At 67.6% G+C, this 24,877-nt stretch carries 18 protein-coding genes and 1 pseudogene; 10 read left to right on the forward strand and 9 right to left on the reverse strand.

The window, feature by feature from the left end:
- Positions 1-172: 172 nt before the first annotated feature.
- Together ACFTZB_RS09005 and ACFTZB_RS09010 are read right to left on the reverse strand one after the other, a co-directional pair.
- A complete protein-coding gene (locus ACFTZB_RS09005; RefSeq protein WP_378431202.1) occupies positions 173-889 on the reverse strand; it encodes a LysR substrate-binding domain-containing protein in 717 nt (238 codons plus the stop codon).
- 21 nt (positions 890-910) lie between these two features.
- Positions 911-1,093: pseudogene (locus tag ACFTZB_RS09010) on the reverse strand (LysR family transcriptional regulator); the annotation flags it as partial.
- A 207-nt stretch (positions 1,094-1,300) separates the two neighbouring features.
- On the opposite strand from ACFTZB_RS09010, the gene ACFTZB_RS09015 reads away from it, so the two are divergent.
- From ACFTZB_RS09015 to ACFTZB_RS09030, 4 genes are all read left to right on the forward strand, one after another.
- Positions 1,301-2,635, forward strand: coding sequence for an MFS transporter (locus ACFTZB_RS09015; protein ID WP_378431167.1), 1,335 nt, complete (start codon positions 1,301-1,303; stop codon positions 2,633-2,635).
- Positions 2,636-2,670: 35 nt separating this feature from the next.
- Positions 2,671-3,936 (forward strand): alpha-hydroxy acid oxidase, encoded by a 1,266-nt coding sequence (locus tag ACFTZB_RS09020; RefSeq protein WP_378431169.1) that lies wholly within the window; start codon positions 2,671-2,673, stop codon positions 3,934-3,936.
- A gap of 108 nt (positions 3,937-4,044) precedes the next feature.
- Complete coding sequence (gene mdlC / locus ACFTZB_RS09025; RefSeq protein ID WP_378431171.1) at positions 4,045-5,631, forward strand: benzoylformate decarboxylase; 1,587 nt, start codon at positions 4,045-4,047, stop codon at positions 5,629-5,631.
- A gap of 20 nt (positions 5,632-5,651) precedes the next feature.
- On the forward strand, positions 5,652-7,013 hold the full coding sequence (locus tag ACFTZB_RS09030; RefSeq protein ID WP_378431172.1) for an FAD-binding oxidoreductase: 1,362 nt from the start codon (positions 5,652-5,654) through the stop codon (positions 7,011-7,013).
- A 39-nt stretch (positions 7,014-7,052) separates the two neighbouring features.
- On the opposite strand, the gene ACFTZB_RS09035 is transcribed toward ACFTZB_RS09030, so the two are convergent.
- From ACFTZB_RS09035 to ACFTZB_RS09055, 5 genes are all read right to left on the reverse strand, one after another.
- Positions 7,053-8,363 carry an MFS transporter gene (locus ACFTZB_RS09035; RefSeq protein ID WP_378431174.1) on the reverse strand — a complete coding sequence of 437 codons (1,311 nt, stop codon included), beginning with the start codon at positions 8,361-8,363 and terminating at the stop codon, positions 7,053-7,055.
- Positions 8,364-8,430: 67 nt separating this feature from the next.
- Positions 8,431-9,666 carry an alpha/beta hydrolase gene (locus ACFTZB_RS09040; protein ID WP_378431176.1) on the reverse strand — a complete coding sequence of 412 codons (1,236 nt, stop codon included), beginning with the start codon at positions 9,664-9,666 and terminating at the stop codon, positions 8,431-8,433.
- A complete protein-coding gene (locus ACFTZB_RS09045; protein ID WP_378431177.1) occupies positions 9,663-9,908 on the reverse strand; it encodes a hypothetical protein in 246 nt (81 codons plus the stop codon). Before ACFTZB_RS09045 ends, ACFTZB_RS09040 begins: the two co-directional genes overlap by 4 nt.
- Complete coding sequence (locus ACFTZB_RS09050; protein WP_378431179.1) at positions 9,905-10,549, reverse strand: VOC family protein; 645 nt, start codon at positions 10,547-10,549, stop codon at positions 9,905-9,907. Before ACFTZB_RS09050 ends, ACFTZB_RS09045 begins: the two co-directional genes overlap by 4 nt.
- 23 nt (positions 10,550-10,572) lie before the next feature.
- Complete coding sequence (locus tag ACFTZB_RS09055; RefSeq protein ID WP_378431180.1) at positions 10,573-11,331, reverse strand: maleate cis-trans isomerase; 759 nt, start codon at positions 11,329-11,331, stop codon at positions 10,573-10,575.
- A gap of 276 nt (positions 11,332-11,607) precedes the next feature.
- On the opposite strand from ACFTZB_RS09055, the gene ACFTZB_RS09060 reads away from it, so the two are divergent.
- The 6 genes from ACFTZB_RS09060 to ACFTZB_RS09085 all read left to right on the forward strand — a co-directional run bounded on the left by ACFTZB_RS09060 (position 11,608) and on the right by ACFTZB_RS09085 (position 22,598).
- Positions 11,608-13,710 carry a hydantoinase/oxoprolinase family protein gene (locus ACFTZB_RS09060; protein ID WP_378431182.1) on the forward strand — a complete coding sequence of 701 codons (2,103 nt, stop codon included), beginning with the start codon at positions 11,608-11,610 and terminating at the stop codon, positions 13,708-13,710.
- 12 nt (positions 13,711-13,722) lie between these two features.
- Positions 13,723-16,047, forward strand: coding sequence for a hydantoinase B/oxoprolinase family protein (locus tag ACFTZB_RS09065; protein ID WP_072942631.1), 2,325 nt, complete (start codon positions 13,723-13,725; stop codon positions 16,045-16,047).
- Between the two features lie 40 nt (positions 16,048-16,087).
- Complete coding sequence (locus ACFTZB_RS09070; RefSeq protein ID WP_072942630.1) at positions 16,088-17,785, forward strand: (2,3-dihydroxybenzoyl)adenylate synthase; 1,698 nt, start codon at positions 16,088-16,090, stop codon at positions 17,783-17,785.
- A gap of 158 nt (positions 17,786-17,943) precedes the next feature.
- Positions 17,944-19,527: an FAD-dependent monooxygenase gene (locus ACFTZB_RS09075; protein ID WP_378431185.1), complete on the forward strand. Its 1,584-nt coding sequence runs from the start codon at positions 17,944-17,946 to the stop codon at positions 19,525-19,527.
- A 38-nt stretch (positions 19,528-19,565) separates the two neighbouring features.
- Positions 19,566-20,366 carry a TetR/AcrR family transcriptional regulator gene (locus ACFTZB_RS09080; protein WP_378431187.1) on the forward strand — a complete coding sequence of 267 codons (801 nt, stop codon included), beginning with the start codon at positions 19,566-19,568 and terminating at the stop codon, positions 20,364-20,366.
- 210 nt (positions 20,367-20,576) lie between these two features.
- Positions 20,577-22,598, forward strand: coding sequence for a GMC family oxidoreductase (locus ACFTZB_RS09085; protein ID WP_378431188.1), 2,022 nt, complete (start codon positions 20,577-20,579; stop codon positions 22,596-22,598).
- A gap of 274 nt (positions 22,599-22,872) precedes the next feature.
- Here ACFTZB_RS09085 and ACFTZB_RS09090 read toward each other — a convergent pair whose 3' ends face one another.
- Positions 22,873-23,676, reverse strand: coding sequence for a sugar phosphate isomerase/epimerase family protein (locus ACFTZB_RS09090; protein WP_378431189.1), 804 nt, complete (start codon positions 23,674-23,676; stop codon positions 22,873-22,875).
- A gap of 1 nt (position 23,677) precedes the next feature.
- Positions 23,678-24,835 carry a dihydrodipicolinate synthase family protein gene (locus ACFTZB_RS09095; RefSeq protein WP_378431191.1) on the reverse strand — a complete coding sequence of 386 codons (1,158 nt, stop codon included), beginning with the start codon at positions 24,833-24,835 and terminating at the stop codon, positions 23,678-23,680.
- Between the last annotated feature and the right edge of the window lie 42 nt (positions 24,836-24,877).

The following is a 24,877-nucleotide window of genomic DNA, read 5'->3' on the forward strand; positions in this document are numbered from 1 at the left end:
GAGAAGTCCCCTGGGAGTGTCGTCGAGAATGATCAGACGGTGCTGCCGGCGCCGAGATTGCGGCTGTGGCGCAAGCGCGTTGTGACGATCATGACAGCTCGGCAAGGGGCAGTCGTGTTCCATTTCTGGACACACCGTGGAGCACGACACGAGCGGTGTTCTCGACGAGGAGTCAGCGACCGGGGTCGTCGCCTGCCCGGGTCAGGGCCGTTTTCATGATGCTGCGGAACCATTCCGTTCCGGGGTCCGGGAGCACGCGTTTGTAGGTGTACAGCGAGATTTCCACGGCCGGCACCGGGAAGGGGAGTTCGAAGGTCGTCACGCCGGCCATGCGACAGAACTGCTCCGAGACGGAGGCCGGGATGATCGACAGGTAGGGGGTCGTCTCGAGCAGCGGGGGAAGGGCGGCGAAGTGGCTGATGCGCAGTGCCACGTCCCGGGAGTGGCCGAGCAGCGACAGTGACCGGTCGACGTCGGTGTGGCCGGCGGAGACGTCGACGGCGATGTGGCGTTCGCGCAGAAATTCCTCGAGCGTGGGTGTGGGGCCGATTCGTGGATGCGCGTCGCTGCAGATCCCGCAGTAGTGGTCCTCGAAGAGCACGTCGCGTTCGACGTCGTCGGCAGCGATCCGTGGGGTGCAGATGACGGCATCGGTCTGGCCCTGCCGGAGTTCGGTTTCGACGACGGAGAAGTTGAGCGGCGTGATGTGCAGATCGACGCCCGGTGCGGCCTCCGCGATGCGCGCGAGCACGGGCGGTAGCAGATTCACCTCGCCGAGATCGGTCGCGTGCAGGCGAAAGGTCCGATGCGACGTCGCCGGGTCGAATTGCCCGACGCCGCTGACCGTGCTGTCGATGACCTCGATCGCCTGGCGGAGGCTGGGATACATCGCCGTAGCGAGTTCGGTGGGTTGAAGGCCCCCCGTGGATCGGCTGAAAAGGCTGTCGTTGAACTGTTTTCGCATCCGGCCGAGCGCGTGACTGACCGACGGTTGGGTGAGCGAAAGGCACTCGGCGGTACGCGTGACGCTCCGGGTTTCGTAGAGCAGCAGAAACGTCCGGACAAGGTTCAAGTCGTAGTCGGCCACAACCATTAATAGATGCCATCAATGGGGGTATGTCAAACATTCATTGGATACATTCTTTCGGGAGCGATAGCGTGACGTCGACCACAGCGAAGGCCGCACCCGGATTCCGTGAGATCGAACGACCGAGAGAAATCCACGTTCGAAACAGCTCTTGCGAGCCACCCACAGTCGACCGGCGCCTCGCCCTCAGTCTTCATCGAGAGAGAAGTCACCATGAGTGCTCACCCAAGTCCAGGCACCCGCGACAACACCGGCACGTCTGCGCGCGTCGTTCTCCTGCTGTGCCTGCTGGCGGTCGTCTTCGAAGGCTACGACATGGTGGCCTACGGAACGACCCTGCCCGCGATGCTCGCCGATCCCGCCTGGAATCTCACACCCGCGCAGGCCGGAGTGATCGGAAGTTACGCACTCGTCGGCATGTTGGCCGGATCGATTCTGGTCGGCGCCATCGCCGACCGACTCGGCCGCCGAGCCTTGATGATCTCTGCGACCGGATGGTTCTCCGCGTGGATGGGCGTGTGCGCCATCGCTCCCGACGCCACCCTGTTCGGTATCGCCCGGTTCTTCGTCGGTGTCGGCGTCGGTGCCCTCATCCCTCTCGCGGCCGCCATGGCCGTCGAGTTCGCGCCGAAAGGCAAGAGCCACACCTACAGTGCCATCGTCTGGGCGGGCTTCCCCGGCGGTGGTGTTCTCGCCGCCCTGCTCGGACTTGTCGTCGTCGACGCCTTCGGAGTCCGGGCGATGTTCTGGATCGGACTTCTGCCACTGCTGGTTTTCGTTCCCGTCATGCTGAAATACCTGCCCGAGTCGCCGAGCTTCCTGCTCGCCCGTGGCCGCGTCGCCGACGCGAACCGCGTTGCCGACCGCGCCGGCATCGACCGACCCGAGCCCCCGCGGGTCGGCGAGAAGATCGGGCCGCGCGCACTGTTCACCCGCGAGCTCCGTCGCGCGACGTTGTTGTTCGGGCTGCTGAGCGCGTGCGGACTGCTGCTGACCTATGCGCTCAACACCTGGCTGCCGAAGTTGATGCAGTCGTCCGGCTTCGGCAGCAGCTCGGCGTTGACCTTCCTGCTGGTACTCAACGCCGGCGCGATCATCGTGCCGCTGTTCGCGTCGCGGCTGTCCGACCGGGTCGGACCGCAGGCCGTCACGGCGGCATCGCTCGCCGGTGCCGCCGTCGCCATCCTCGTGCTGAGCACCGACGTCTCCTCCTGGCTCCTGTTCGTCCTCGCCTTCGTCGCCGGCGCCGGAACGATCGGTGCACAAGTCCTCATCTACGGTTTCGCCGCCTCGTACTTTCCCGCATCGAGTCGTGCGGCAGGAACGGCGTGGGTGGCGTCCGTGGGCAGAATCGGTGGCGTGACCGGACCGACGCTGACCGGCCTGGTGATCGCGAACGGTGCGAGCGTCGCCCCCGCCTTCTACCTCTTCGCCGTGATCGCCGTCATCGGCGCGATGGCCGCCCTGCTGGTGCCGCGTCAGCGCGTCACCACGTCAGCCGTACCGACGGCGGCGGCAGGAATCGCGCAGCAATCGGCCCTCTCGTAGCCGGTCGATTGTTCCGAGAGAAAGGTGACACGTCGATGGTGACGTCGCGACAGTTCCCCAGCTGGTCGGGTGTGAAGCCGTTCCTCCGGTTCGACCGGCCGAACCCGAACCGATCGCAGGCGGCGCTCGAGAGGGCCTGCACCATCTCGGATCTGCGGTCGATCGCCCGCAAGCGTGTGCCGAAGATGGTGTTCGACTACGTCGACGGGGCGGCGGAGCAGGAGATCGGAATCGAGCGTGCGCGCAGCACCTTTCGGGACGTCGAATTCCAACCGAGCATTCTGCGTGACGTCTCCGTCACCAGTACCTCGACCACCGTCGGCGGCCACGTCAGTGAACTGCCGTTCGGAATCGCGCCGACCGGTTTCACCCGGCTGATGCATACCGAGGGCGAAATCGCCGGGGTGCGAGCGGCACACGCGCACGGGATCCCCTTCACGCTCTCCACGATGGGCACGGTGGCGCTCGAGGACGTCGCCGCGGCGGCCCCGAACGCGGACCGCTGGTTTCAGCTCTACCTGTGGCGTGAACGGGACAAATCGATGGCCCTCGTCGACCGCGCACGGAACGCCGGCTTCGGGACCCTCGTCGTCACGGTCGACACTCCGGTGGGCGGTGCCCGACTTCGCGACCTACGGAACGGGATGACCGTTCCCCCGACTCTCGGTGCGCGCACATTCGCCGACATCGTCCGTCACCCTCGGTGGTGGGTCGACGTCGTGACCACGGAGCCGCTGAGCTTCGCGTCACTGGATTCGTATCCGGGATCGGTTGCTCAGCTGATCAACGAAATGTTCGACCCCTCACTGACGTTCAGCGACCTCGACGGGCTTCGACGGGAATGGCGCGGCCGCCTCGTCGTCAAGGGCGTCCAGACGGTCGACGATGCCCGCACGTGTGTCGAACACGGCGCGGATGCGATCGTGCTGTCGAACCACGGTGGCCGCCAACTCGACCGTGCCCCGGTACCGCTGCGCCTGCTCCCCCGGGTGCGGGAAGCGCTCGCGGGCACCGGCGCCGAGGTGTACCTCGACACCGGGATCCTCACCGGCGGCGACATCGTCGCCGCGCTCGCTCTCGGGGCCGATTTCACCTTCATCGGACGCGCATACCTGTACGGATTGATGGCCGGCGGGCGACGAGGGGTCGACCGCGCCATCGAGATCCTGTCCGCCGAAGTCGTCCGGACGATGCAACTGATGGGCGTGCGCACCGTCGCCGAACTGACCCCGGAACATGTCCGCTTCGCCGGTGACGTCGGTCGCCTATCGCTCCAGTTCTCCGGTACGGACCCACTCTGACATCGACAACATCTATGTCGGCATAAGAAACATTCATTGGAATTATCGAACGTCCGGACCTAGCGTTGAGACAGGCACCGATCGGTGTCGCCGATCACAAGGAGAACCATGGCAACGGTGAGTGAAGTGACGTATGACCTGTTGCGTGCCCGCGGCCTCACCACCGTGTTCGGCAATCCGGGATCGAACGAACTTCCGTTCCTGTCCGGGATGCCCGACGACTTCCGGTACATCCTCGGCCTGCACGAGGGCGCCGTGTTGTCGATGGCCGACGGCTACTCCCTCGTCACGGGCGAGGCGACATTCGTCAACCTGCACGCCGCGTCCGGATCCGGTAATGCGATGGGCGCGTTGACCAACTCGGTGTACTCGCACAGCCCGCTCATCGTCACCGCCGGGCAGCAGGTGCGGTCGACGATCGGTCAGGAAGTCATGCTGTCCAACGTCGATGCCGGCACGCTGATGAGGCCATTGGTCAAGTGGAGCAGCGAGCCGACCTGTGCGGAAGACGTGCCGCGCACCATGAGCCAAGCCATCCACACTGCGCTGCAGCCGGGCCGCGGCCCGGTCTACGTGTCGGTGCCGTACGACGACTGGGCAGCGGAGGCGCCCGCCGAAGCCGCGCGCCTCCTCGATCGTGAGGTGCACGGCGCGGCAGCATTGTCGGGCGGGCAGATCGGAGACCTGATCGACCTGCTCGAGGGCGCGACGAACCCGGCACTCGTCCTCGGACCCGCCGTCGACGCGGATCACGCCAACGCGCACGCTGTTCAGCTCGCCGAGAAGTTGCGCGCCCCGGTGTGGATCGCGCCGTCACCGTCGCGGTGCCCGTTCCCGACCCGCCACCCGAGCTTCCGGGGCGTTCTGCCCGCCGGCGTCGCGGACCTGTCGCAGACGTTGGCCGGGCACGATCTGATCCTCGTCGTCGGGGCACCGGTATTCCGTTATCACCAATACGTTCCGGGTAAGTATCTGCCCGACGGCGCGTGCTTGATCCACATCACCGACGATTCCGAGGAGGCGGCTCGCGCCCCGTTCGGGGACGCCTACGTCGCGCCGATCGCGAACACCCTCGACGTCCTCGCCACGATGGTCACCGCGAGCGACCGCGCGCCGCTCGCTCCGCCGGCCGATTTCCCCGAGACGGGCTCGGTGGGATCCGGTCTCGATCCGGCGCACCTGTTCGCCCTGCTGCGGGGCGCCGCCCCGCACGACGCCATCTATGTCAACGAGTCCACCTCGACCGGGGACGCGTTCTGGGCGCAGATGGACCTCTCACGGCAGGGTAGCTACTACTTCCCCGCGTCCGGCGGGCTCGGTTTCGGGCTCCCCGCCGCGGTCGGTACGCAACTCGCCGACCCGCACCGCCAGGTGATCGGACTGATCGGAGACGGGTCGGCGAATTACGGGATCACCGCATTGTGGACCGCCGCCCGGTACAAGATTCCGGTGATCATCATCATTCTCAAGAATGGGACCTACGGTGCGCTGCGCGGCTTTTCGAGGATCCTGAACACCGGGGAAACTCCCGGACTGGATGTTCCCGGCATCGACTTCGTCCAGATCGCCGAGGGATACGGGGTGTGCGGCAGCGCGGTCGACACGGCCGAAGACTTCACCACCGCCTTCAAAGCCGCCCTCGCGGCGGGAGAGCCGACCCTGATCGAGGTCCGCACGACCTTCGGTCAGTCGTGACGATCGACCACGGAGGGAACATGAACCACCTCGAGAAACTGACAGAGGCCGTCCCCGCGGACATCGTCGTCACCGATCCCGATCTGATCGAGGGCTACCGCCGCGACAGCGCGGATCTGGTGCCCGCAGGCAAGCCGGTCGCGGTCCTGCGGCCCCGGTGCACTGCGCATGTCTCCGCGATCATGTCGTGGGCGACCCGGACCGGCACGGTCGTCGTGCCGCGCGGCGCAGGCACCGGGTTGTCCGGCGGCGCCACGGCACTGGACGGCTGCGTCGTGGTGAGCATGGAGCACATGACCGCCATTCGAGACTTCGACCCGGCGAATCAGACCGTGGTCGTCGAAGCCGGAGTCGTCAATGCGGACGTCGGCCGGGCAGTCGCGGAAGCCGGGTTGTTCTACCCACCCGATCCGGGCAGCTTCGAGGTGTCGACCATCGGCGGCAACCTCGCCACCAATGCCGGGGGTATGCGGTGCGTCAAGTACGGGGTCACCCGCAACTCCGTGCTCGGACTCGAAGTCGTCCTCGCCGACGGCCGCGTGCTACACACCGGCGGCCGGACGGTCAAGAACGTCGCGGGCCTGGACCTGACCCAGCTGTTCATCGGATCCGAAGGTGCGCTGGGCATCATCACCTCCGCGACGTTGCGGCTTCGCCCGACTCCCGCCGCCACGGCGACGTTCGTGGCGACCTTCCCCACCCTCGAGGCCGGGGGGAGGGCGTTGAACGCGATCTTCGCCAGTGGTGTCACCCCGAGCATGCTCGAATTGATGGACAACGCCACGATCAACGCGGTCGAGGACTACCGGCGGATGGACCTCGACCGGGAGGCGGCGCTGCTCCTGATCGGCCAGGCCGACGGAACCGACGCCCTCGCTCAGGTCGAACGGATGGCCACATGTTGCGACGAGGCGGGCGCCGACCTGTCCGTCGCCACCGCCGATCCCACCGAGTCCGACATGTTCCTCCAGGCGCGCCGGCTCGCCGGGTGGGCCACGATGGAGCAGTTCCCCACCGTCGTCGAAGATGTCGGTGTGCCACGCACCCGGCTCGCCGAACTCCTCGCGACGATCGCGGAGATCTCCCGGGACACCGGAGTCCGCATCGCGACGGTCGGGCACGCCGGCGACGGCAACGTGCACCCGATGCTGCTGTTGCCCGACCTCGGTGAGGACGCCCGCCGCCGGACGATGGAGACCGCCGACCGCATCTGCGCCGCAGCCATCGCACTGGGCGGAACGATCACCGGTGAGCACGGCGTCGGGGAACTCAAACGTGAAGGGCTCACCCACCAACTCGACGAGATCTCACTCGACGTGCAGGCCCGCATCAAACGGGCCCTCGACCCGGCCCTGCTGCTCAATCCCGGTCGCGGATTCTGAGCCCGCTGACGGCGGCGACCTGCCCGGTGAAATCGATTGTCATGACACGGCTTTCCGGTCTTCGGGCAGGGCCGCGGGGGTTTTGACGACTGAGTCGCCTGCAGTGTGCCGCGGTACGAGTGCGGTCAGTGCTGCGCCGACGACGGCCGGGGCGGCGAAGGCCAGCAACTGCCAGGTGGCGCCCGCTCCGATGGCGACGAAGAAGCCGCCGTACGTCGGTCCGATGATCGCCCCGATGCGTCCGATTCCGAGTGCCATTCCGATGCCGGTGGTCCGGCATGCCGCGGGATAGTGGCTGCCGATGAATGTGTTGAGCAGGATTTGGGTTCCGGTGGTGCCGACGCCGGCGAGCAGCACGAGCAGGTAGACGACGGCGGTGGGTGGGCCGGTGGTGATGAGGATCAGTGAGACTGCGGCGCAGAGGAATCCGAGCACGGTGACGGGTTTGATTCCGTACCGGTCGGCGAGTGCGGCGCCGCCGAGGGCTCCGGCTGCGCCGCCGACGTTCAGGGTCAGCAGGAAGGACAGCGCGGCCCCGAGCGGATATCCGGCCGACTTCATCAGGGCGGGCAGCCACGTCGCGACACCGAAGAGCACCAGCAGACACACCAGGGTCATGCCCCAGAACAACAGCGTCGCGGTTGTTCGCCCGCGGCCGAACAGTGCGCGCAGTCCGCGTTCGGGGTGCGGACCGGTCGAGGTGGCGGGCTCGGGTTCGAGCCCGTACCGTGCGGCGATCGCCGTGGCCGCGGTGGTGCGGCCGCGGGCGGTCAGGTAGGCGGGCGATTCGGGGAGATACCGGAGCATCAGGGGCAGAAACAGCAGTGCCGGAACCAGCCCGGCCACGAACATCGCCCGGAAACCGTACGTGGGCACGAGCCACAGCGACAGCACGCCGGCCAGAATTCCGCCGATGCTGGTGCCGACGAATCCCGTTGCGACCGAGCGTGCCCGGGTTCGAGTGTGGGAGAACTCGATCAACGTGGCGGCAGCGGTCGGCATGAGGATGCCGGCGCCGATTCCGACCGCCATCCGGCCGATACCGAATACCGCCGGGGTGGGCGCGAGTGCGCAGACACCCATCGCCGCGGAGAACACCAGGACCGCGGCGACCAGGGTGCGGCGGCGGCCCCAGCGGTCGGCGACGCCGGCGGCGACCAGTGCACCGACGAGCATGCCGACACCGGTGAGGGAGCCGAGCATGCCGACGTCGGTGGCGTCGAGTTGCCAGGGCGCGTAGGCGAGGAGGGAGGGAACGACGGTGCCGTACATCAGCAGGTCGTACCCTTCGAGGACCAGTGCCATCAGGCAGAGCCCGATGACGGGGGCGGTGGTGGGGCGGGCAGTCATGTGTACTCCGCTCGACCGGGCACCCGACGACCGCGGCGCGGTATCGGGTGCCCGGATATAAAGGGGGTCAGGAGAATCGGTCGGACAGCCAGGAGCCGATGTCGGCCGCGGCGAGGGCGGCCCCGGTGGGTGCGCCCTCGGCGATGGGTCCGCCGAAGTGGGTGCCTGCGACCCGGACGTGGGTCTTGTCCGTGGACCCGAGGGCATCGCACATGGTTTTGGCGTCGTCGGGGAAGCAGGCCTGGTCGCCGGTGAGTTCGACGAACAGGGCGGGGGCGGACACGGCGGGTGCGCAGCGCAGGAAGTCGGCGTTGGTGCTGAGCCCGGACCACGTCGACAGCCAGGCATCGGGGGTGGCGAAGCGGCCGAAGCCGACGAGACCGTAGTTGGTCAGATCGGGCCGCCGGCCGAACAGCGACCCGTAGGGGCGCTCGTTGGGGCTCAGGGACAGGTCGGTGAACCGCAGGTCCGCGTCGGTGCGGTAGACGGTGAGGACACGGGGCACGAGGGCGGCACGCCGATCGGCCGGTTCGGCGGTGCCCTTGTACCGGCGGCGCGCGTCGGCGGCCTCGTCGACGCGCTGCCGGGCGATGGCGTCGAGGCGGGCGACGCGGTCGTGTTGCGCTGCCCGGTAGCGGGTGACGAACTCGGGTGCATACGCCGAACTGTGTGGGGGTTCGGCGAATCCGTTGGCCGGATCGAACGGATTCAGCTCGGGATCGGCCGTCAACGGGTCGGATTCGTCGACGACGGACGGGTCGATCAACCGGAGCAGCAGGGCGCCCTGCCCGGGGTGCGGGGCCATGAACACCGCGCCGTCGGGCAGCGGCATCTGCGCGCCGGCCAGGTCGATGGGCCGTCCGGCGGGAGTGTGGGTCAACCGCTCCGCCGCGGGCAGACCGGCCTGCTGGTGATAGAACGCGAACAGGGTGCCGCCACCCGAGTGCCCCAGCGTGACGACGTGCCCGAAACTCTTCTCGCGCAGGAAGACCTGGCCGGCCGCCGCATCGAGCAGAGCCTGCTCGTGCACCAGGGCGACGTCGTTGTTGACCGAGCGGGTGCCCTGCGTCCACACCGCGTAACCGCGGGCGAGCAGTTCGGGCACCAGCACATGATGCGTCAGGTCCTGGCGGGGGTGCATGAGTGCGACGACGGTGCGGGCGCCGGGGACGACGCGCAGCACACCGGTGACCTTCGCCCCGTCCGCGGTCGCGAGTTCGTGCACCGACGTGACGGTGCTGTCCGGCGCCTGCGCGGCGTCGATGTACCGGCCGGCGCCGAGCCGCCGGGTGTCCGCGCTCATCGCGGCTCGATCCGCATGGCGTCCTTGTCCCACTGGGTGATCCGGGACTGCGCCAGTCCGGCGACGCTGCTGTACCAGACGGCGTGACGGCAGCCGGTGGCCCGCCGGTCGATGACGATGTCGGAGTCGGACACGATCCGGAAGTAGGGGCCGACGTGGTCGACGGTGATCGCCGGATCGCGGCCGGCGACCTCCGCGACCGCGGTGTTCTCGGGGACGTCGAGGACGAACAGGGTGGTCATCGGGTCGCCATCTCCTTCGATTCCTGTTGCTGCTGCCAGGCGACAGCGCGTTCGGTGATCAGTTCGGCCTTGCGGGTCAGCAGGGCGTCCATGCTGGGGTCGGGCCCGGTCACCACGTCGACGAGGGCGTCGATGGTGAGGTTGGCGTCGAGGTCTTCCTGCGGGGTGACCGGGCGCAGCGCCCGGGTGATCTCGATCATGTAGCCGTTGGGGTCGTGGGTGTAGATCGACTCGATCGTCTCGTGCTGGATCTGCATCTCCACCGGCCACGCGCTGCCGTCGAGGCGGCGGCGGTATTCCATCAGGTCGTCCTCGCTGTCGACGTGGATGGCGAGGTGCCGGGAGCGGATGAAGAAGATCGGCACGTCCTCGGCGAAGCGGGAGTACGAATCACCCTGCGGTCCGCCGTCGAAGGGTTCGAGACCGAAGTAGTAGAAGAAGGCCAGCCGGTCGTCGTTGCCGATGTCGAAGAAGAAGTGGATGAAGTCGGGGTGCTTCTCCGGTCCCCACCCGGCCGCGCAGATCGAGTGGACGACCGGGAACCCGAGCACGTCGCGGTAGAACGTGACGGTCCCGGCCGGATCGAAGGTCGGATAGGCGACATGATCGACGCCTTTGACGGTGTGCTGCAGTTCGGACATGGTGAACTCCAAGGGGTTCGGGGCTATTGACGGGCGGCGGCCGGTACGTCGGCGCGGAGCAGACTGCCGGCCCCGGGGATGTCGACGGGAAGGTCGAGGGCGCGCAGCAGGCTGTAGGCGCCGGCGGTGGCGGCCGAGAGGACGGGCAACCCGAACTCGTCCTCGGCGGCCTGCACCAGGGGAAGCGAGGGCATCTGCACGCAGGCGGAGATCACGAGTGCGTCCACGCCCCGCAGGTCCAGGGATCGGGCGGCGTCCATCACCCGCTCGCCGGGGATGCATCCGACCTCGGCGTTGTCGGCGACCTCGAGTGCGCGCCAGTCGTGGACCTGGATGCCTTCGGCCTCGATGTACGCGACGACCTGCTCGGCGAGGGGGCGCAGGTACGGGGTGACGAGGGTGATGCGCCGGGCCCCGATGGCCCGGAGCGCTTCGATCAGCGCGCCGGCGCTCGAACGGACCGCCGCCTCGGAGCCGCCGGTGGCGAGTTGTTCGGCGACCAGCCCTTCGACGCGCTGATGCTCACCCGGACCGACCGACATCAGCGCGACCAGGCAGGCGTAGAGGATGGCGTCGACCCCGGCGTCGCCGAGTTCGAGAATGCACCGCTCACGCTGGGCGTTCATCGCCCGCAGTTGCTCGGGCGAGACGGCCTGCATGCGCATCCGGCTCGAGTGGAACGAGAACTGTGCGCCGGCGTGCTGACCGAGCAGCGCCGGCATCTCGGTCTCGACGGTCACATTGGAACTCGGGACGACGAGTCCGATGCGATGAATGCCCATGGTGTGCCCTTCTGAAGTCGAATTGTCGCGAGGCGGGGGAGTGAGCACCCCGGCACGCGTTGTTTTACGCTAATGACGAGTATTCGACGTCCACGACAATTCGTCAAGCCCCACGTCCAGGTCCGTGAACGGCGCCCGGGACGTGACCGCTCTCACAATCCGCTCTTGACATGTCATCAGCCACGTCGAATACTCGACATTGACGTAAGACGGTGTTGGAGGACGACCTCGCACCGGTCGGGAACTTCCACCTCATTTCGAAGGAGCGCAGAGGTAATGGCATATGTGATCGGAGTGGACGTCGGTGGCACGTTCACGGATGCGGTATTGGACGACAATGCCGGCACAGTTCTCGCCGCGAAGGCTCCCTCGACCCCGCCGGACTATTCGCAGGGCGTGATCGACGTCCTCGACGTGCTCGCCGAGCAACTGGGATGTCCGGTCGAGGAGATGCTGGCGAACACGCACCACATCGCCCACGGGACCACGTCCTCGCTCAATGCCCTGGTCATGGGGAACGTGCCGCCGGTGGGGTTCCTCACCACCAAGGGTCACCGCGACTCGATCTACATCATGAACGTCGAGGGGCGGTATCTGGGCAGCTCCCCGGAGCAGCTGCAGAACGTGATGGGGCAGAGCAAGTCTCACGGCCTGGTACCGAAGAAGCATGCCCTCGAGGTGACGGAGCGCCTGGACCGCGACGGCAACATCGTCGTGGCACTGGACGAGGATTCCGCCCGCGAGGCGATTCACGCCCTCGTCGACGACGGAGTGTCGGGCATCGCGGTCTCGCTGCTCTGGTCGTTCCGCAACCCGGCGCACGAGCAGCGGATCCGCGAACTCGTCCACGAGATCGACCCGACGATGTTCGTGTCCCTGTCGAGTGAGGTGAGCCCGCGTATCCGCGAGTTCGCCCGCAACGCGACCACCATCATGAGCACCCAGATCGGCCCCGGGCTGCGGGACTACCTCGGCGAACTGGAGACGAAGCTGCGTGACCGGAAGCTCGCCGGACCGCTGCTGGTGATGCAGAGCAACGGCGGCGCCGTCGCCGCCGCCGAGGCGCCGAAGAACGCGATCAGCACCGTCGGATCGGTGCTCACCGGCGGCGTCGTCGGAGCGGTGTCGCTCGGCACCCAGCTCGGGCACCGCAACATCATCGCCACCGACGTCGGCGGCACCACCTTCCTCGTCGGACTCGTCGTCGACGGTGAGCCCGTGCGCGCGTCCAGCACGATCATCAACCATCACCCGATCAACGTCCCCACCCTCGAGGTGCACGCCATCGGATCCGGCGGCGGCGCGATCGCCTGGGTCGACCAGGGCGGCAACCTGCAGATCGGCCCGCACAGCGCGCAGGCCGTGCCCGGGCCTGCCTGCTACGGGCAGGGCGGCACCGAACCCACCAACGCCGACGCGAACCTGGTGCTCGGGATCCTGCCCGAACGCGGCCTTCTCGGTGGCCGCAAACCACTCGACAAAGAACTCGCACGGGAAGCGATCCGCACCAGGATCGCCGAACCCCTGGGCCTGTCGATCGAGGACGCCGCCGCCGCGATCTACGCGGTGCAGAACGCCCAGACCGGTGACCTGCTCCGCAAGACCGTGGTCGAGGCCGGACACGATCCTCGCGACTTCGTGCTCTACGCATTCGGCGGTGCCGGCCCAGCGCACTGCGCCGCCTACGCCCGCGAGGTCGGGGTCCGCGAGGTCGTCGTCCCGCTCGGCCAGGTGGCCTCCGCGTTCTCCGCCTACGGTCTGGCGTCGTCGAACATCGTGCTCGCCGCCGAGCTGTCGGACCCGGCCGCGATGCCACTCGATCCCGTCCGGGCCGAACGCAACTTCGACCAGCTCGAGCACCAGGTCCGGGCAGCGCTCGACCGGCAGGGGCTGAAGTTCACCGGCGTGGAGGTCGAACGGGAAATCGACATGCGCTACACCATGCAGCTGGCGGAAGTGGCGACACCGGTGCCGGCCGGAAGCCTCGACGCCGAGGGAGTCGCCCGGGCGTCGGACCTGTTCGAGCAGCGCTACGCCGAACTCTACGGACAGGACAGCGGATTCCGGGAGGCCGGGATCCAGGCGATCACCTACCGGGTGCGCGTCACCGGCGTCCTGCCCTTCTCCCCCACCCTGCCCGAACTGAAATCCGCGGACTCGGCCGACGCGTCCGCCGCAAAGATCGGCACCCGCAAGGTGTGCCTGGACGGGCGGATCGGCTACACCGACACCGACGTCTACGACTACAGCACACTGCTCGCCGGACAGGTCCTCCAGGGCCCCGCGATCGTCGAGGTCCCCACCACGACGGTCGTCGTCCCGCACGAGACCACCGGCACCGTCGACCGCCTCGGCAACCTCAACATCGTCGCCCAGTAGGAGCACCCGAAGATGACCATGCAAATCCCCGGCGCCGAAATTTTCTCGAGCCGACCGATCGACCCCGACGAACTCTCACGCTCACTGCCGCCGTCGCTGCCCGTCCACAGCGTCACCCAGGAACAGATCGACGAACTCGACCCGCTGACCTACGAGGTCATCCGGCACCGGCTGTGGTCGGTCACCGACGAGATGGGCGAGGCCCTCAAGCGGATGTCCGGCTCCCCCATCGTCACCGACGCGAACGACTTCGACTTCGCGATCAGCGACGAGATCGGCCAGGAAGTCCAGGTCGGCCTGTACAACACGATGCTCGTCGGCGCCGTCGACCTCGCCATCTACTGGACCCTCCGGCACCGCGCCACCAACCCGGGCATCACCGAGGGCGACATGTTCCTGTGCAACGACCCGTGGGTCGGGGGCGGCCTGCACCAGAGCGACGTGATCGTCTACCAGCCGGTCTTCTACGACGGCAAGCTGTTCGGGTGGACCAGCGCCATCTGCCACGAACCCGACCTCGGCGGGTCCGGGCTCGGTTCGTTCGACCCGTCGGCGAAGGACGTCTTCTCCGAGTCGTTGCCCACCCCGCCGATCAAGGTGGTCCGCGACTACGAACTGCAGCGCGACGTCGCCGACGCCTGGGTGCGGCGGTCGCGGGTGCCGATGCTCGTCGGCCTCGACCTGCGCGCGAAGATCGGCGCCAACACCGTCGGTCGCAACCGTCTGCTCGCGGTGATCGAGCAGTACGGCGCCGACACCGTCAAGGCCGTGATGAAGCGGATGATGGCGGACGCCGAGGGGCGTCTGCGCGGCAAACTCGACTCGTTGCCGGACGGCACGTGGAAGGCCACCGGCTACCAGGACCAGTCCCATACCGGTGACCGCGGAATTCACAAGATCACCGTGGCGATGACGAAGACCGCGGACCATCTCACCTTCGACTTCACCGGCACCGATCCGCAGACCGGTGTCATCAACTGCACGTACGCCGGCATGCGGGGCGGCGTGATGCTCGCCCTCCTGCCGATCCTCGCGGGTGACATCCCGTGGTCCGCCGGCGGGCTGATGCGCTGCTTCGATCTGGTCTCGGAAGAGGGCACGATCAACAACGCCACGTTCCCCGCCGCGGTCAGCCGCGGTCCGATCGGTCCGGCCTGGCTGACCGGGACGCTGATCGCCGAGTGCCTGTCCCAGATGCTCGACCGCTCCGTCGATCTCGGCAAGAGCGTTCAGGCCGCGTGCTGCGGCACGTGGGACACCGCGGTGATCGCCGGTCTCGACGAGCGGCCCGAGCAGTCGGTGCCGTTCCTGAACATCATGATGGAACCCATGTCCGGTGGGTACGGGGCCCGCCCGACCGCCGACGGCATGGACACCGGTGGCCTGTTCTGTATTCCGATGGGCCGGATCCCGGACACCGAGATGACCGAATTCCTCTACCCGCTGCTGACGCTGTGGCGCCGGGAGGAACCCGACTCCGGCGGGCCGGGACGCCAGCGCGGCGGTGTGAGTGCCTCGATCGCCGTCACCCCGTACGGCACCAGCCTGCCGATGGGATTGGTCCTGGCGTCCGCGGGCAAGGCCGTCGCCCAGAACAACGGACTCGCAGGCGGTTACCCCGGCAACACCGGGGTGGAAGTCCTCGCCCGCGACACCGGCGTGGTCGAGCAGTTCGCTGCCGGCCGCATCCCGGGCTCGCTGGACGACCTCGGCGGCGGTCGCGAATTCGGTGCCTGCTACGCCGAAAGCTATGTCGCCCCAGGCGAAGTGCTCTACATGCACTGGCAGGGCGGCGGCGGATACGGTGACCCCCTGCTGCGCGATCCGGCCGCGGTGGCCGCCGACGTCCGCGAGGGCAAGGTCACCGAGCACGGTGCCGAGACCGTCTACGGTGTCGTCCTCGCCGACGGTGACGCCGATGAGATCCGGACCTCGGATCGGCGGGACGCGATGCGCACAGAGCGCCGGAATCGCTCCGGAGGAACCCTGCCGGACGCCCCCGTGGTCGACCTCGCCGGGGCGCGCAGGCTCGACGACAACCTGGCCGAGGTCACCGTCGGAGACACCCGGGTGATCGCGTGCGCCCAGTGCGGACGCCTCCTCGGCGACGAGAAGAACAGCACCTCCCTCGATCTGGCGCGGTTCGAGGGCCCGTCGTCGACGGCCGGGCCGCAGGTCACGTCCGATCCGGCAGAGTATGTGGACGCCCCGGTCGTCTTCCGGCAGTTGTGCTGCCCCGGTTGCTGGACGGCCGTCTACTCCGGCATCGTGCCCGCCGATCACCCCGATCACGCCCTCGATGTGGCCCGGCTCCTGCCCGCGGTGGCGGAGCGGTGACTTTCCGGGTAATCGCACAATGGAGGGAAGGAGGACCGCGGTGACATTCTCGGACTGGGGCGGACGCCTCGTCACGTTCCCCGGCGACCGGGCCGCCCGCTATCGCGACAGCGGGGCGTGGAGCGACGACCCCACCGGGCGGCGGCTGCATCAGGTCGCCATCCGGTTCCCGGATCGGCCGGCGGTGATCAGCGCGGAAGGCTCGATGAGCTTCGCCGAGCTGGACAGGCGCACCGACGAGATCGCGGCCGGGCTGATCGGGCTCGGACTCCGCCGACTGGATCCGGTGATCTTTCAGCTGACCAATCGGCTCGAGACGGTCCTTGCGTGGTACGGATGCATCAAGGCCGGGCTGGTCCCGGTGGCCACCCTGGCCGCGCACCGCATGCACGAGATCGGGCACGTGAGCCGCACGGTCGGCGCCGTCGCCCACGTCGTGGAGGCCGGACTGCCCACGTTCGACCTCGTCGACTTCGCCCGTGAGCACGCCGACGGCCACCCCAGCATCCGGCACGTCATCACCGTCGGGGACGGGGCGGGCTCCGGCGGGCCGGACGTGATTCGACTCGAGGATCTCGGGGCCGGCGCCGATCCCGGTGCGGCCCGGGCCGCCGTCGAGGAGATCGAGGCGCACACCGATCCGCTCGACGTCGCCGCGTTCCAGCTGTCCGGGGGCACCACCGGTGTCCCCAAGGTCATTCCGCGGATCCACGCCGAGTACTGGAACAACGCCCGGATGTACGCGCAGCGGCTCGGATGGGACCAGGACAGCCGGGTGGCGCACCTGATTCCGATCATCCACAACGCCGGAATCTCGTGTGGGCTGCACGCGGCGCACTCGGTCGGTGCCTGCCTGGTGCTGGCCACCGCCGATGCGCCGACGGCCTTCGAGTTGATGGCGAAGGCGCAGGCGACCGAAGTCCTCATCGGACACGGCCACTACCAGGCGGTGCTGGGCCCGGACTTCGACAAGGCACGGGAGACGCTGCGTCGCGTCGTCCTGTCCGGTGCCAAGGTCCCCGCCGAATTGTTCGACCGCGTCGACGACGGTGCCGGCCACTGGGCGGGGCAGTTGTTCGGGATGTCCGAGGGACTGTTCACGGTGACCCCGCTCGACTCCCCCGCGCGGGCCCGCCTGACCACGGTGGGCACACCGATCGCCTCCGACGACGAAATTCGCATCCTCGAACCCGGCGGCGAGAGGGAACTCGCCGACGGTGAGGTGGGTGAATTGTGTTGCCGTGGGCCGTACACCATTCCCGGCTATTTCGACGCGGCCGACCACAACGCGGCCGCCTTCACTCCCGACGGCTTCTACCGCACCGGAGATCTCGCCGCGATCACCGTCGTCGACGGCGGGCGCTATCTGTCGATCGAGGGCCGCATCAAGGACCTTATCAACCGGGGCGGTGAGAAGGTCAACGCCGAGGAACTCGAACTACTCCTTCTCGAGCATTCCGGCATCGCGGATGTCGCGGTCGTCGCCATGCCCGATCCCCGCCTCGGGGAGAAGACGTGTGCGTATCTGATCGCGAGGGATGGGGAAGATGTGCCGCTCACCGAGATTCAGGAGCACCTCGCGAAACTCGGCGTCGCCAAGTTCAAGTGGCCTGAACGACTCGAGTGGGTACCCTCCCTGCCCCACACGAACGTGAACAAGATCGACAAGAAGCGGTTGCGTGCCGAGATCGCGGCGAAACTCCTCGCCGAGGCGGACGCGCCCCGCGCGGTCGTGTAGGGACCGCAGCGCGAATCGACTGCGGATCACCACTTTCGGGGCATGCCTGCACAGGTGTGCCCCGAAAGTCGTTCACCCCTATTCGTCGCCACTGGATTGACCAATCGACATATATGTAGAATAATCAACACAAACGTCACACAGACTGGAGTCAGCCCATGAACCTCGAGCGAGTCGCAGTGATCGGCGGCGGCCCCGGCGGTCTCTACGCCGCAAGACTGCTCAAGCGAAGCCACCCGGACGCCGAGGTGACCGTCTACGAACAGAGTTCCCCGGACACGACATTCGGATTCGGTGTCGGTCTGGCCTCCCGAACGCAGCGCAACCTCCGCGACGCCGACGCCGCGTCACTGGACGCGATCGTGGCCGCCGCTCACCCGCACGAGATGTCGATGCAGGTCGGCAGCGAGGTCGCCCGGCTCGCGCACGGCGATCTCCTCGCGATCGCACGCACGACGTTGCTCGCGGTGCTGCAACAGCACGCCCAGGACGCCGGCGTGCACCTGCGCTTCGGCGAACGGTGCGAGGCCGCGGACCTCGACGCCGACCTAGTCATCGCGGCGGACGGCATCAACAGCGCCACCCGCACGCAGCTCGCCGACGAGTTCGAACCGCGAATCGACACCGGTGCCGGACTGTATCTGTGGTGCGGAACCGACTTCGCACTCCCCAGCGCCATCTTCGTGCCGGTCACCACCGAACACGGCACGTTCGTCGCCCACGCCTACCCGTACGCGGCGGATCGCAGCACCTTCCTCATCGAAACCGATGAAGCCACCTGGCGGCGAGCCGGATTCGACGCGTCCACCGATCACACCGCACCCCAGGACAGTGACGAGGTCTCATTGCAGTACCTCCAGGACGCGTTCGCGGAGACCCTGCAGCATCATCGGCTCATCGGAAACCGCACGAAGTGGATGCGGTTCCGCACCGTCGGCTGCAGACGCTGGCACAGCGGCAACGTCGTGCTCCTCGGCGACGCCGCCCATACCGCGCACTACTCGATCGGATCCGGCACCAAACTCGCGATGGAGGACGCCATCGCGCTCGACCACGCCCTGACGAGCGCGGCGAACCTCGACGATGCCCTCACCGAATACGAGCGGATCCGCCGCCCCGCGGTCGAACACCTTCAGCAGATCGCCCACCGCAGCGAACTCTGGTGGGAATCGTTCCCGCAGCGCTTGGATCTGCCCGTCGATCAGCTGATGATCGCGTACATGACCCGGGCGGGGAAGGTCGGTCTGGACCGGTTCGCCGAGTCGGCGCCGACCGTCGTGTCCCAGGGCCTCGCGAGTTACGCGAGCCGGCCCGCCGACACCGTATCCCCCGCCGACATCACGGACTGGATCCTCTCGCAACCACTGGTCCACCACGGTGCGGACTTCGCCACCCGGATCGCGCCGGCAGACCTGCGCGACGCACCTACGACGGCGAAGATCGACGTCGTGTCGGCCTCCGCCTGGGACGCAGGGGCCGACACCGTCGTCGACAACGCACCGCAGGCGGGGACCCTCTGGCTCACCGGACCGGACACCCGCGCCGCCGTGCTGAACCGCCTCGACCTCGCGGAACGTCTACTCCGGGCCACTTCGGTGACCGTCGTCGTCGAGGCCCCCGCGACACACCGTGCCGACGTGGCGGCCGGTCTGGCGAGCGCACGAGCGCACCTCGCGTTCTTCACCGCACCGGCGTCCGCGGAACCCGAGTCGGTCATGTCCGGCACTCGGGCACCGGCATGACTGCGCGGACCGCATCCGGCTCCCACTATCCTTCGGGCATGACACGTGAGCAGGCCACGCCCAGCCGGCGAGGCCGCGGCAAGGCAACGGCCGGCCCGGCAGCGCAGCCCTCCGAGGACAGCGCGGCCGGTCGCAATCCTCGCCGCGAACTGGTCGAGAAGCAGATCATGGAGCAGGCCACCCGGCTGTTCGCCGAGCGGGGATTCGCCAGCACCACCCTGCAGGACATCGCCGACGCCACCGGTCTGACCCGGCCCGCCCTCTACCACTACGTGGCCAACAAGGACGAACTGCTCTCACGGCTCGTCAGCGAGAGCACCGAGACTCCCGCCGCCCTGCTGCACGAGATCAACGAGCGCACCGAACTCGGCCCCACCGAGAAACTGCGCGAAATGGCGGTCGCCATCGCCATGCACCAAGGAGAGAACCCCGACCGCTTCAGGCTGATCATCCGATCCGAAGCGGAACTTCCGGAAGACATCGCGCGCAGGTACCAGCAGAGCCGACGCCACGTGCTGAAGGAATTCATCACCGTCATCGAAGACGGCATCAAAGCCGGCGAGATGCGTCCGGTCGATCCGCGGACGTCGGCACTCGGCATCATCGGCATGCTCAACTGGATCGCCTGGTGGCACCAGCCAGGGAAAGAGGACGACGACCGCGCCGTCGCCGCTCAACTCGCGGACATGGCACTGCGCGCCGTCGTCCACGAGGAGTCCACCCCCACCGGGCTCGAAGGGCCCGCGCGGGCAATCGCACTCCTGCGGCAGGACCTCAACTACCTCGAACGACTACTCGAGAGCACGCCGAACACCCCCAGCGACGACGCGGACGGCTGAAAGCTACCGCCAGCGCATCCAGCGAGGTGACGGCGATCAATAAGGCTGGGCAGTAAACCCAGCGGTGCATCGGCGAGTTGGCGGGAGCACGTTCTGCAGCAGTGGGGCGTTCGGTCGCAGGTGACATCCGATGCAGATCACGCCGCATCGGGGCCGGTCCAATGCGCTGGCGGGCGTTCGTAGTGCGCGCAAACTCGCTGCTGTGAATCGTTGGTACAGGCGATGGGGTGGAGTGGCCGTTCGTACACTGTCCAGAACTGCACTGGCCGTGTCGCATTGGCGACGACAGAGATATTCGCGCGCGGTTCCCCATGTACTGGCGGAAGCAATTCGCACACTTTCGACAACCGCGATGTGCGGATTCCGGCCACCCAAATGCGCTATCCCGAAGCGGATCTGGATACCCGCATATGGCACGAGCTCAACAGGCTCGGGGGCGGCGAATACTTCGTATCCGGGGATCCAACCGCCGTTAAGGATGCCGCGTGCTCTTACGCGACCTATGGGGTGAAGCGCGCCGCGAACCGTGGCAAATGTGCAGCGAGATGTCGACTCGGGCTTCACGTGCGAAGTTATAATTCGGGTGTCGTTCAGCGTCGACTCGCGAACGGAGAACACAGCATGACCGAGGCGGACTACGTCGTTGTCGGAGCGGGCAGCGCGGGCTGTGCACTCGCGCGCAGGCTCGCCGAGAGCGGCGCATCCGTCGTGTTGCTCGAAGCGGGTGGAGTGGACAACAAGGGCTGGGCCAAGATGCTCTTCCAGATCCCGGGTGCGATCAACGTCATGCACTCGACCCCGCAGCTGAAGAAGCGATTCGATTGGGGTTACAAGTCGACACCGCAGCGCAACGCGCTCGGCCGCGAGATCCCCATGACGTGCGGTCGGATACTCGGCGGATCGAGCTCGGTCAACGGGATGCTCTTCGTCCGGGGCAACAAGAAGAACTTCGACGACTGGGCCGCCGAAGGCTGTCGGGGTTGGGCCTACGACGACGTCCTGCCGTACTTCAAACGGATGGAGGACTGGGAGGAAGGCGCGAGCACGTTGCGTGGGTCCGGCGGACCGATCAAGGTCACTCGCCAGCACACCATCACCGACGCCGCGCGCGCATTCATGGACGCCACCGCGACGCGCCTGGGTGTGCCGAAGCTCGACGACTACAACGGCGAGAGCCAGGAAGGTGTCGCAGTTTTTCAACAGAGCGCCTCGAAAGGTCTGCGGTACTCCACATCCACGGGCTACCTGCATGAGGATCCGTTGCCCAATCTCACCGTGCGCACGGATGCGACGGTGACGAAGGTCGTCATCGAAGGCTCCCGCGCGTCGGGCGTGGAAATCCTGACCAAAGGCGGCAGGCAGGTGATCGGAGCGTCGCGCGAGGTCGTCGTCTCGGCCGGCACATACGGGTCGCCTCAGATCTTGCAACTGTCCGGGATCGGCCCTGCCGCGCACCTGAAGGAGCACGGTATCGCCGTCAACGCAGATTTGCCGGTTGGCGACAACCTGCACGACCACCTCTTCGTCCCCCTCTCGTTCAAGATGAAATCAGCGTTGCGCAAGCCGACGGCGCCGTACTTCATGTGTGGACTGGCGGCGGAACGGGTTCGTCCGGGATCGTCGTGGGCCGCTGGCTCCTCATTCGAATCAGTCGCATTCGTGCGCACCTCGCATGCGCGCGAGATTCCCGACCTGCAACTACTCAGCCTCTACTGGGTATATCCGTCGCCGAATCAAGACTCCGACAAACGAGTTGTCCCTGCTACCAAGAAACCGGGTCAAAGCGTCTTCCCGGCGCTGATCTACCCGAAGAGCCGGGGCACCGTTCGGTTGGCCTCCGCAGATCCGACGGCCGCACCACTGATCGATCCGGCGTATCTGACGGTGCCCGAGGACGCCGAGGTGCTTGTCGAGGGCATCACCATGGTCCGCGAGATCATGGCGGGAACCGGTGACAATGAAGGCGAACTCATTCCGGGTGCGAAATTCACCGACGACGCCGCGTTGCGCGAAGAGTTGCCGAATCGCATCCACACCGTCTATCACCCGGTCGGATCGGTCCGGATGGGTGTCGACGAGCGAGCGGTGGTGGACCCGCAGCTTCGGGTGCGCGGAATCGACGGACTGCGAGTCGCCGACGCGTCGATCATGCCGAGCGTCACCGGTGGCAACACCAACGCGCCCGCGATCATGATCGGCGAGCGGTGCGCAGACCTGATCCTGCACGGCTGAGGGTCCGCGCTCGCTGATCGCCCGGTCGACGTCTGTGACGTGGACGTTGCCGGCCGACTCCCAGGCAATCGGGCGGACCGGTCGACGTGCTGGTCCAGGTCTGGGGCTGTTCCCTCACAGGCATGGGCGGCGCCAGCCTCCGATGCGATGACCTCGACTAGTTGGTCGGCGAGGCTTGCGAGCCGGCTGCGGAGCACACAGGGGTCCGCAAGGACAACGCCTCAGGTCAACGCTCGGTGGCAACAGGGGACGATGGCAGCGAGACTGCGGCCACTCAGATGCGCGCGAGGCCTTCGGCCGCGGCCTCGGTGGCTACGAGGGCGGTCTCGGCCCACCACCGGTCGCTGAGGACTTCGACCTCCACGAGTCCCCGATAACCGGCGCGCTCGCACTCGGCGACGAATCCGGTCATATCGATGCAGCCCTCGCCGGGCATGCCGCGGCTGCTCAACTCACCGCGGATCGGGGTCACCCAGTCGGCGAGCTGGACGGAGAACAGCTTGTCGCCGGCCCGGGCGATCTGGTCTGGCAGCGCCGCGTCCCACCACACGTGGTACGAGTCGATCCCGATCCCCACCAGGTCGGAGTCGATGGACTGGACCAGGTCGTTCGCCTCCTGCAGCGACGTGATGACGGATCGGCTCGACGCCATCATCGGGTGCATCGGTTCGACGGCGAGCCGCACCCCGGCCGCTCGCGCGTAGGGCTCGAGTTCGGCGATGCCGTCCGCGACCTGCCTTCGGGCGCCTGCGAGGTCGCCGTACGCGGGGCCGCACACCAGGTACAGGCATTCCGCATTCAGGGCGTGTGCCTGATCCACGGCAAGCCGATTGTCGTCCATGGTCTTTCGTCGCAACGTGGCCGTCGGTTGCGGGAACATTCCGCCGCGGCAGATGCTGCTGACCCGCAGCCCCGACTGCCGCAGCCGGGTGGCCGCCGCGGTCAGGTCCAGGTCTCCGAGCACGTCCCGCCACAGGCCGACGCCGCCGAACTCCCACTTCTCGGCGAGGTCGGCCACCTCCGTGAATCCCGATCCCTTGACGGTGACGGAGTTCAGGCTGCACCGCGCGAGGTCCATGTCAGCAGATCCCGTGCACCGCGAAGTACGCCGAGGCGCGTGCGGCGGTGAAGTCGGGGTCGATGAACAGGCCGATCGCGTCGGCGGCGCGGACCAGTTCGGCGAGATGGGTCAGGCTGCGCCCGGTTTCGAAGCCGCCGATCATCCGGAAATGGTCCTGCTTGCCGCCCAGGTACGCCAGCCACGCCACCCCGACCTTGTAGTACTGCGTCGGTGCGGCGAACAGCAGCCGGCTCAGGGTTTCGGTGGGGCCGAGGATGTTCCGGAAGCCCTGCTCGTCGCCGTCGTCGAGGCGGGCGAACGCGGCGGACGCGAACGGGCCGAGCGCGGCGAACGCACCGAGGAGGGCGTCGCTGGTGTGGGTACCGTCACCGGCGATCAGGTCGACGTAGTTGTAGTCGTCGCCGGTGAACACCCGGACGCCGTCGGGCATCCGCCGCCGCAGGGCGATCTCGAGGGCGGGGTCGAGCAGCGACACCTTGATGCCGCGCACCCGTTCGCGGTGGTTGCCGATGATCTGCAGGACGGTGTCCATTGCCGCCGACGGGTCGGAGAATCCCCAGTAGCCGTCGAGTGCGGGATCGAACACCGAACCCAGCCAGTGCAGCACGACCGGCCGGGTGGCTGCCGACAGCACCGCGTCGTAGACGGAGAGGTAGTCGTCGGGGCCGCCGGCTGCCCGGGCGAGGTGTCTGCTGGCCATCAGTACCACGTCGCCGCCGGCGGATTCGATCGACTCGACCTGCTCGAGGTAGGCGTCGCGGATCTCCTCCAGTGAGGGCGAATCGGTCTTCAGCTGATCGGTGGCGACACCCACGACGACCCGGCCGCCGGCCGATTTCGCCTCGGTGAGGGTGCGGACGGCGAGTTCGCGCGCGCCGGCCCAGTCGAGCCCCATGCCGCGCTGCGCGGTGTCCATCGACTCGGCCACCCCGAGCCCCAGCGACCACAGGTCGCGGCGCAGTTGCAGGGTGGCGTCCCAGTCGATCTGGTCCGCCACGTTCTCGGCAGACGCGCGCAGCGGATCGGCGATCACGTGCGAGGCCGCGTACACCGCCCTGCTGGTCGGCGCCGTGGACCGAGTGTTCAGCCGGGCGGGCGCACCGAGCACGAGGGTGCCGGTCGAACGATCGAGGTCGGGAAGAACAATCGAGGCCATGAAAACTCCTGAAATCGCTTTCTTGCTGAAGTAGGGATCACG

It is taken from the genome of Rhodococcus sp. NPDC057014, from assembly GCF_042673295.1.
GTDB lineage: Bacteria > Actinomycetota > Actinomycetes > Mycobacteriales > Mycobacteriaceae > Rhodococcus_F.

What these genes read in the sequence shown, in the direction of transcription:
- ACFTZB_RS09090 (WP_378431189.1), bottom strand. Translation starts at nt 23,676, where the DNA reads ATGGACCTCGCGCGGTGCAGCCTGAACTCCGTCACCGTCAAGGGATCG.
- ACFTZB_RS09020 (WP_378431169.1), top strand. Translation starts at nt 2,671, where the DNA reads ATGGTGACGTCGCGACAGTTCCCCAGCTGGTCGGGTGTGAAGCCGTTC.
- ACFTZB_RS09035 (WP_378431174.1), bottom strand. Translation starts at nt 8,363, where the DNA reads ATGACTGCCCGCCCCACCACCGCCCCCGTCATCGGGCTCTGCCTGATG.
- ACFTZB_RS09015 (WP_378431167.1), top strand. Translation starts at nt 1,301, where the DNA reads ATGAGTGCTCACCCAAGTCCAGGCACCCGCGACAACACCGGCACGTCT.
- ACFTZB_RS09005 (WP_378431202.1), bottom strand. Translation starts at nt 889, where the DNA reads ATGTATCCCAGCCTCCGCCAGGCGATCGAGGTCATCGACAGCACGGTC.
- ACFTZB_RS09045 (WP_378431177.1), bottom strand. Translation starts at nt 9,908, where the DNA reads ATGACCACCCTGTTCGTCCTCGACGTCCCCGAGAACACCGCGGTCGCG.
- ACFTZB_RS09030 (WP_378431172.1), top strand. Translation starts at nt 5,652, where the DNA reads ATGAACCACCTCGAGAAACTGACAGAGGCCGTCCCCGCGGACATCGTC.
- ACFTZB_RS09095 (WP_378431191.1), bottom strand. Translation starts at nt 24,835, where the DNA reads ATGGCCTCGATTGTTCTTCCCGACCTCGATCGTTCGACCGGCACCCTC.
- ACFTZB_RS09080 (WP_378431187.1), top strand. Translation starts at nt 19,566, where the DNA reads ATGACACGTGAGCAGGCCACGCCCAGCCGGCGAGGCCGCGGCAAGGCA.
- ACFTZB_RS09060 (WP_378431182.1), top strand. Translation starts at nt 11,608, where the DNA reads ATGGCATATGTGATCGGAGTGGACGTCGGTGGCACGTTCACGGATGCG.
- ACFTZB_RS09065 (WP_072942631.1), top strand. Translation starts at nt 13,723, where the DNA reads ATGACCATGCAAATCCCCGGCGCCGAAATTTTCTCGAGCCGACCGATC.
- ACFTZB_RS09075 (WP_378431185.1), top strand. Translation starts at nt 17,944, where the DNA reads ATGAACCTCGAGCGAGTCGCAGTGATCGGCGGCGGCCCCGGCGGTCTC.
- ACFTZB_RS09040 (WP_378431176.1), bottom strand. Translation starts at nt 9,666, where the DNA reads ATGAGCGCGGACACCCGGCGGCTCGGCGCCGGCCGGTACATCGACGCC.
- ACFTZB_RS09050 (WP_378431179.1), bottom strand. Translation starts at nt 10,549, where the DNA reads ATGTCCGAACTGCAGCACACCGTCAAAGGCGTCGATCATGTCGCCTAT.
- mdlC (WP_378431171.1), top strand. Translation starts at nt 4,045, where the DNA reads ATGGCAACGGTGAGTGAAGTGACGTATGACCTGTTGCGTGCCCGCGGC.
- ACFTZB_RS09055 (WP_378431180.1), bottom strand. Translation starts at nt 11,331, where the DNA reads ATGGGCATTCATCGCATCGGACTCGTCGTCCCGAGTTCCAATGTGACC.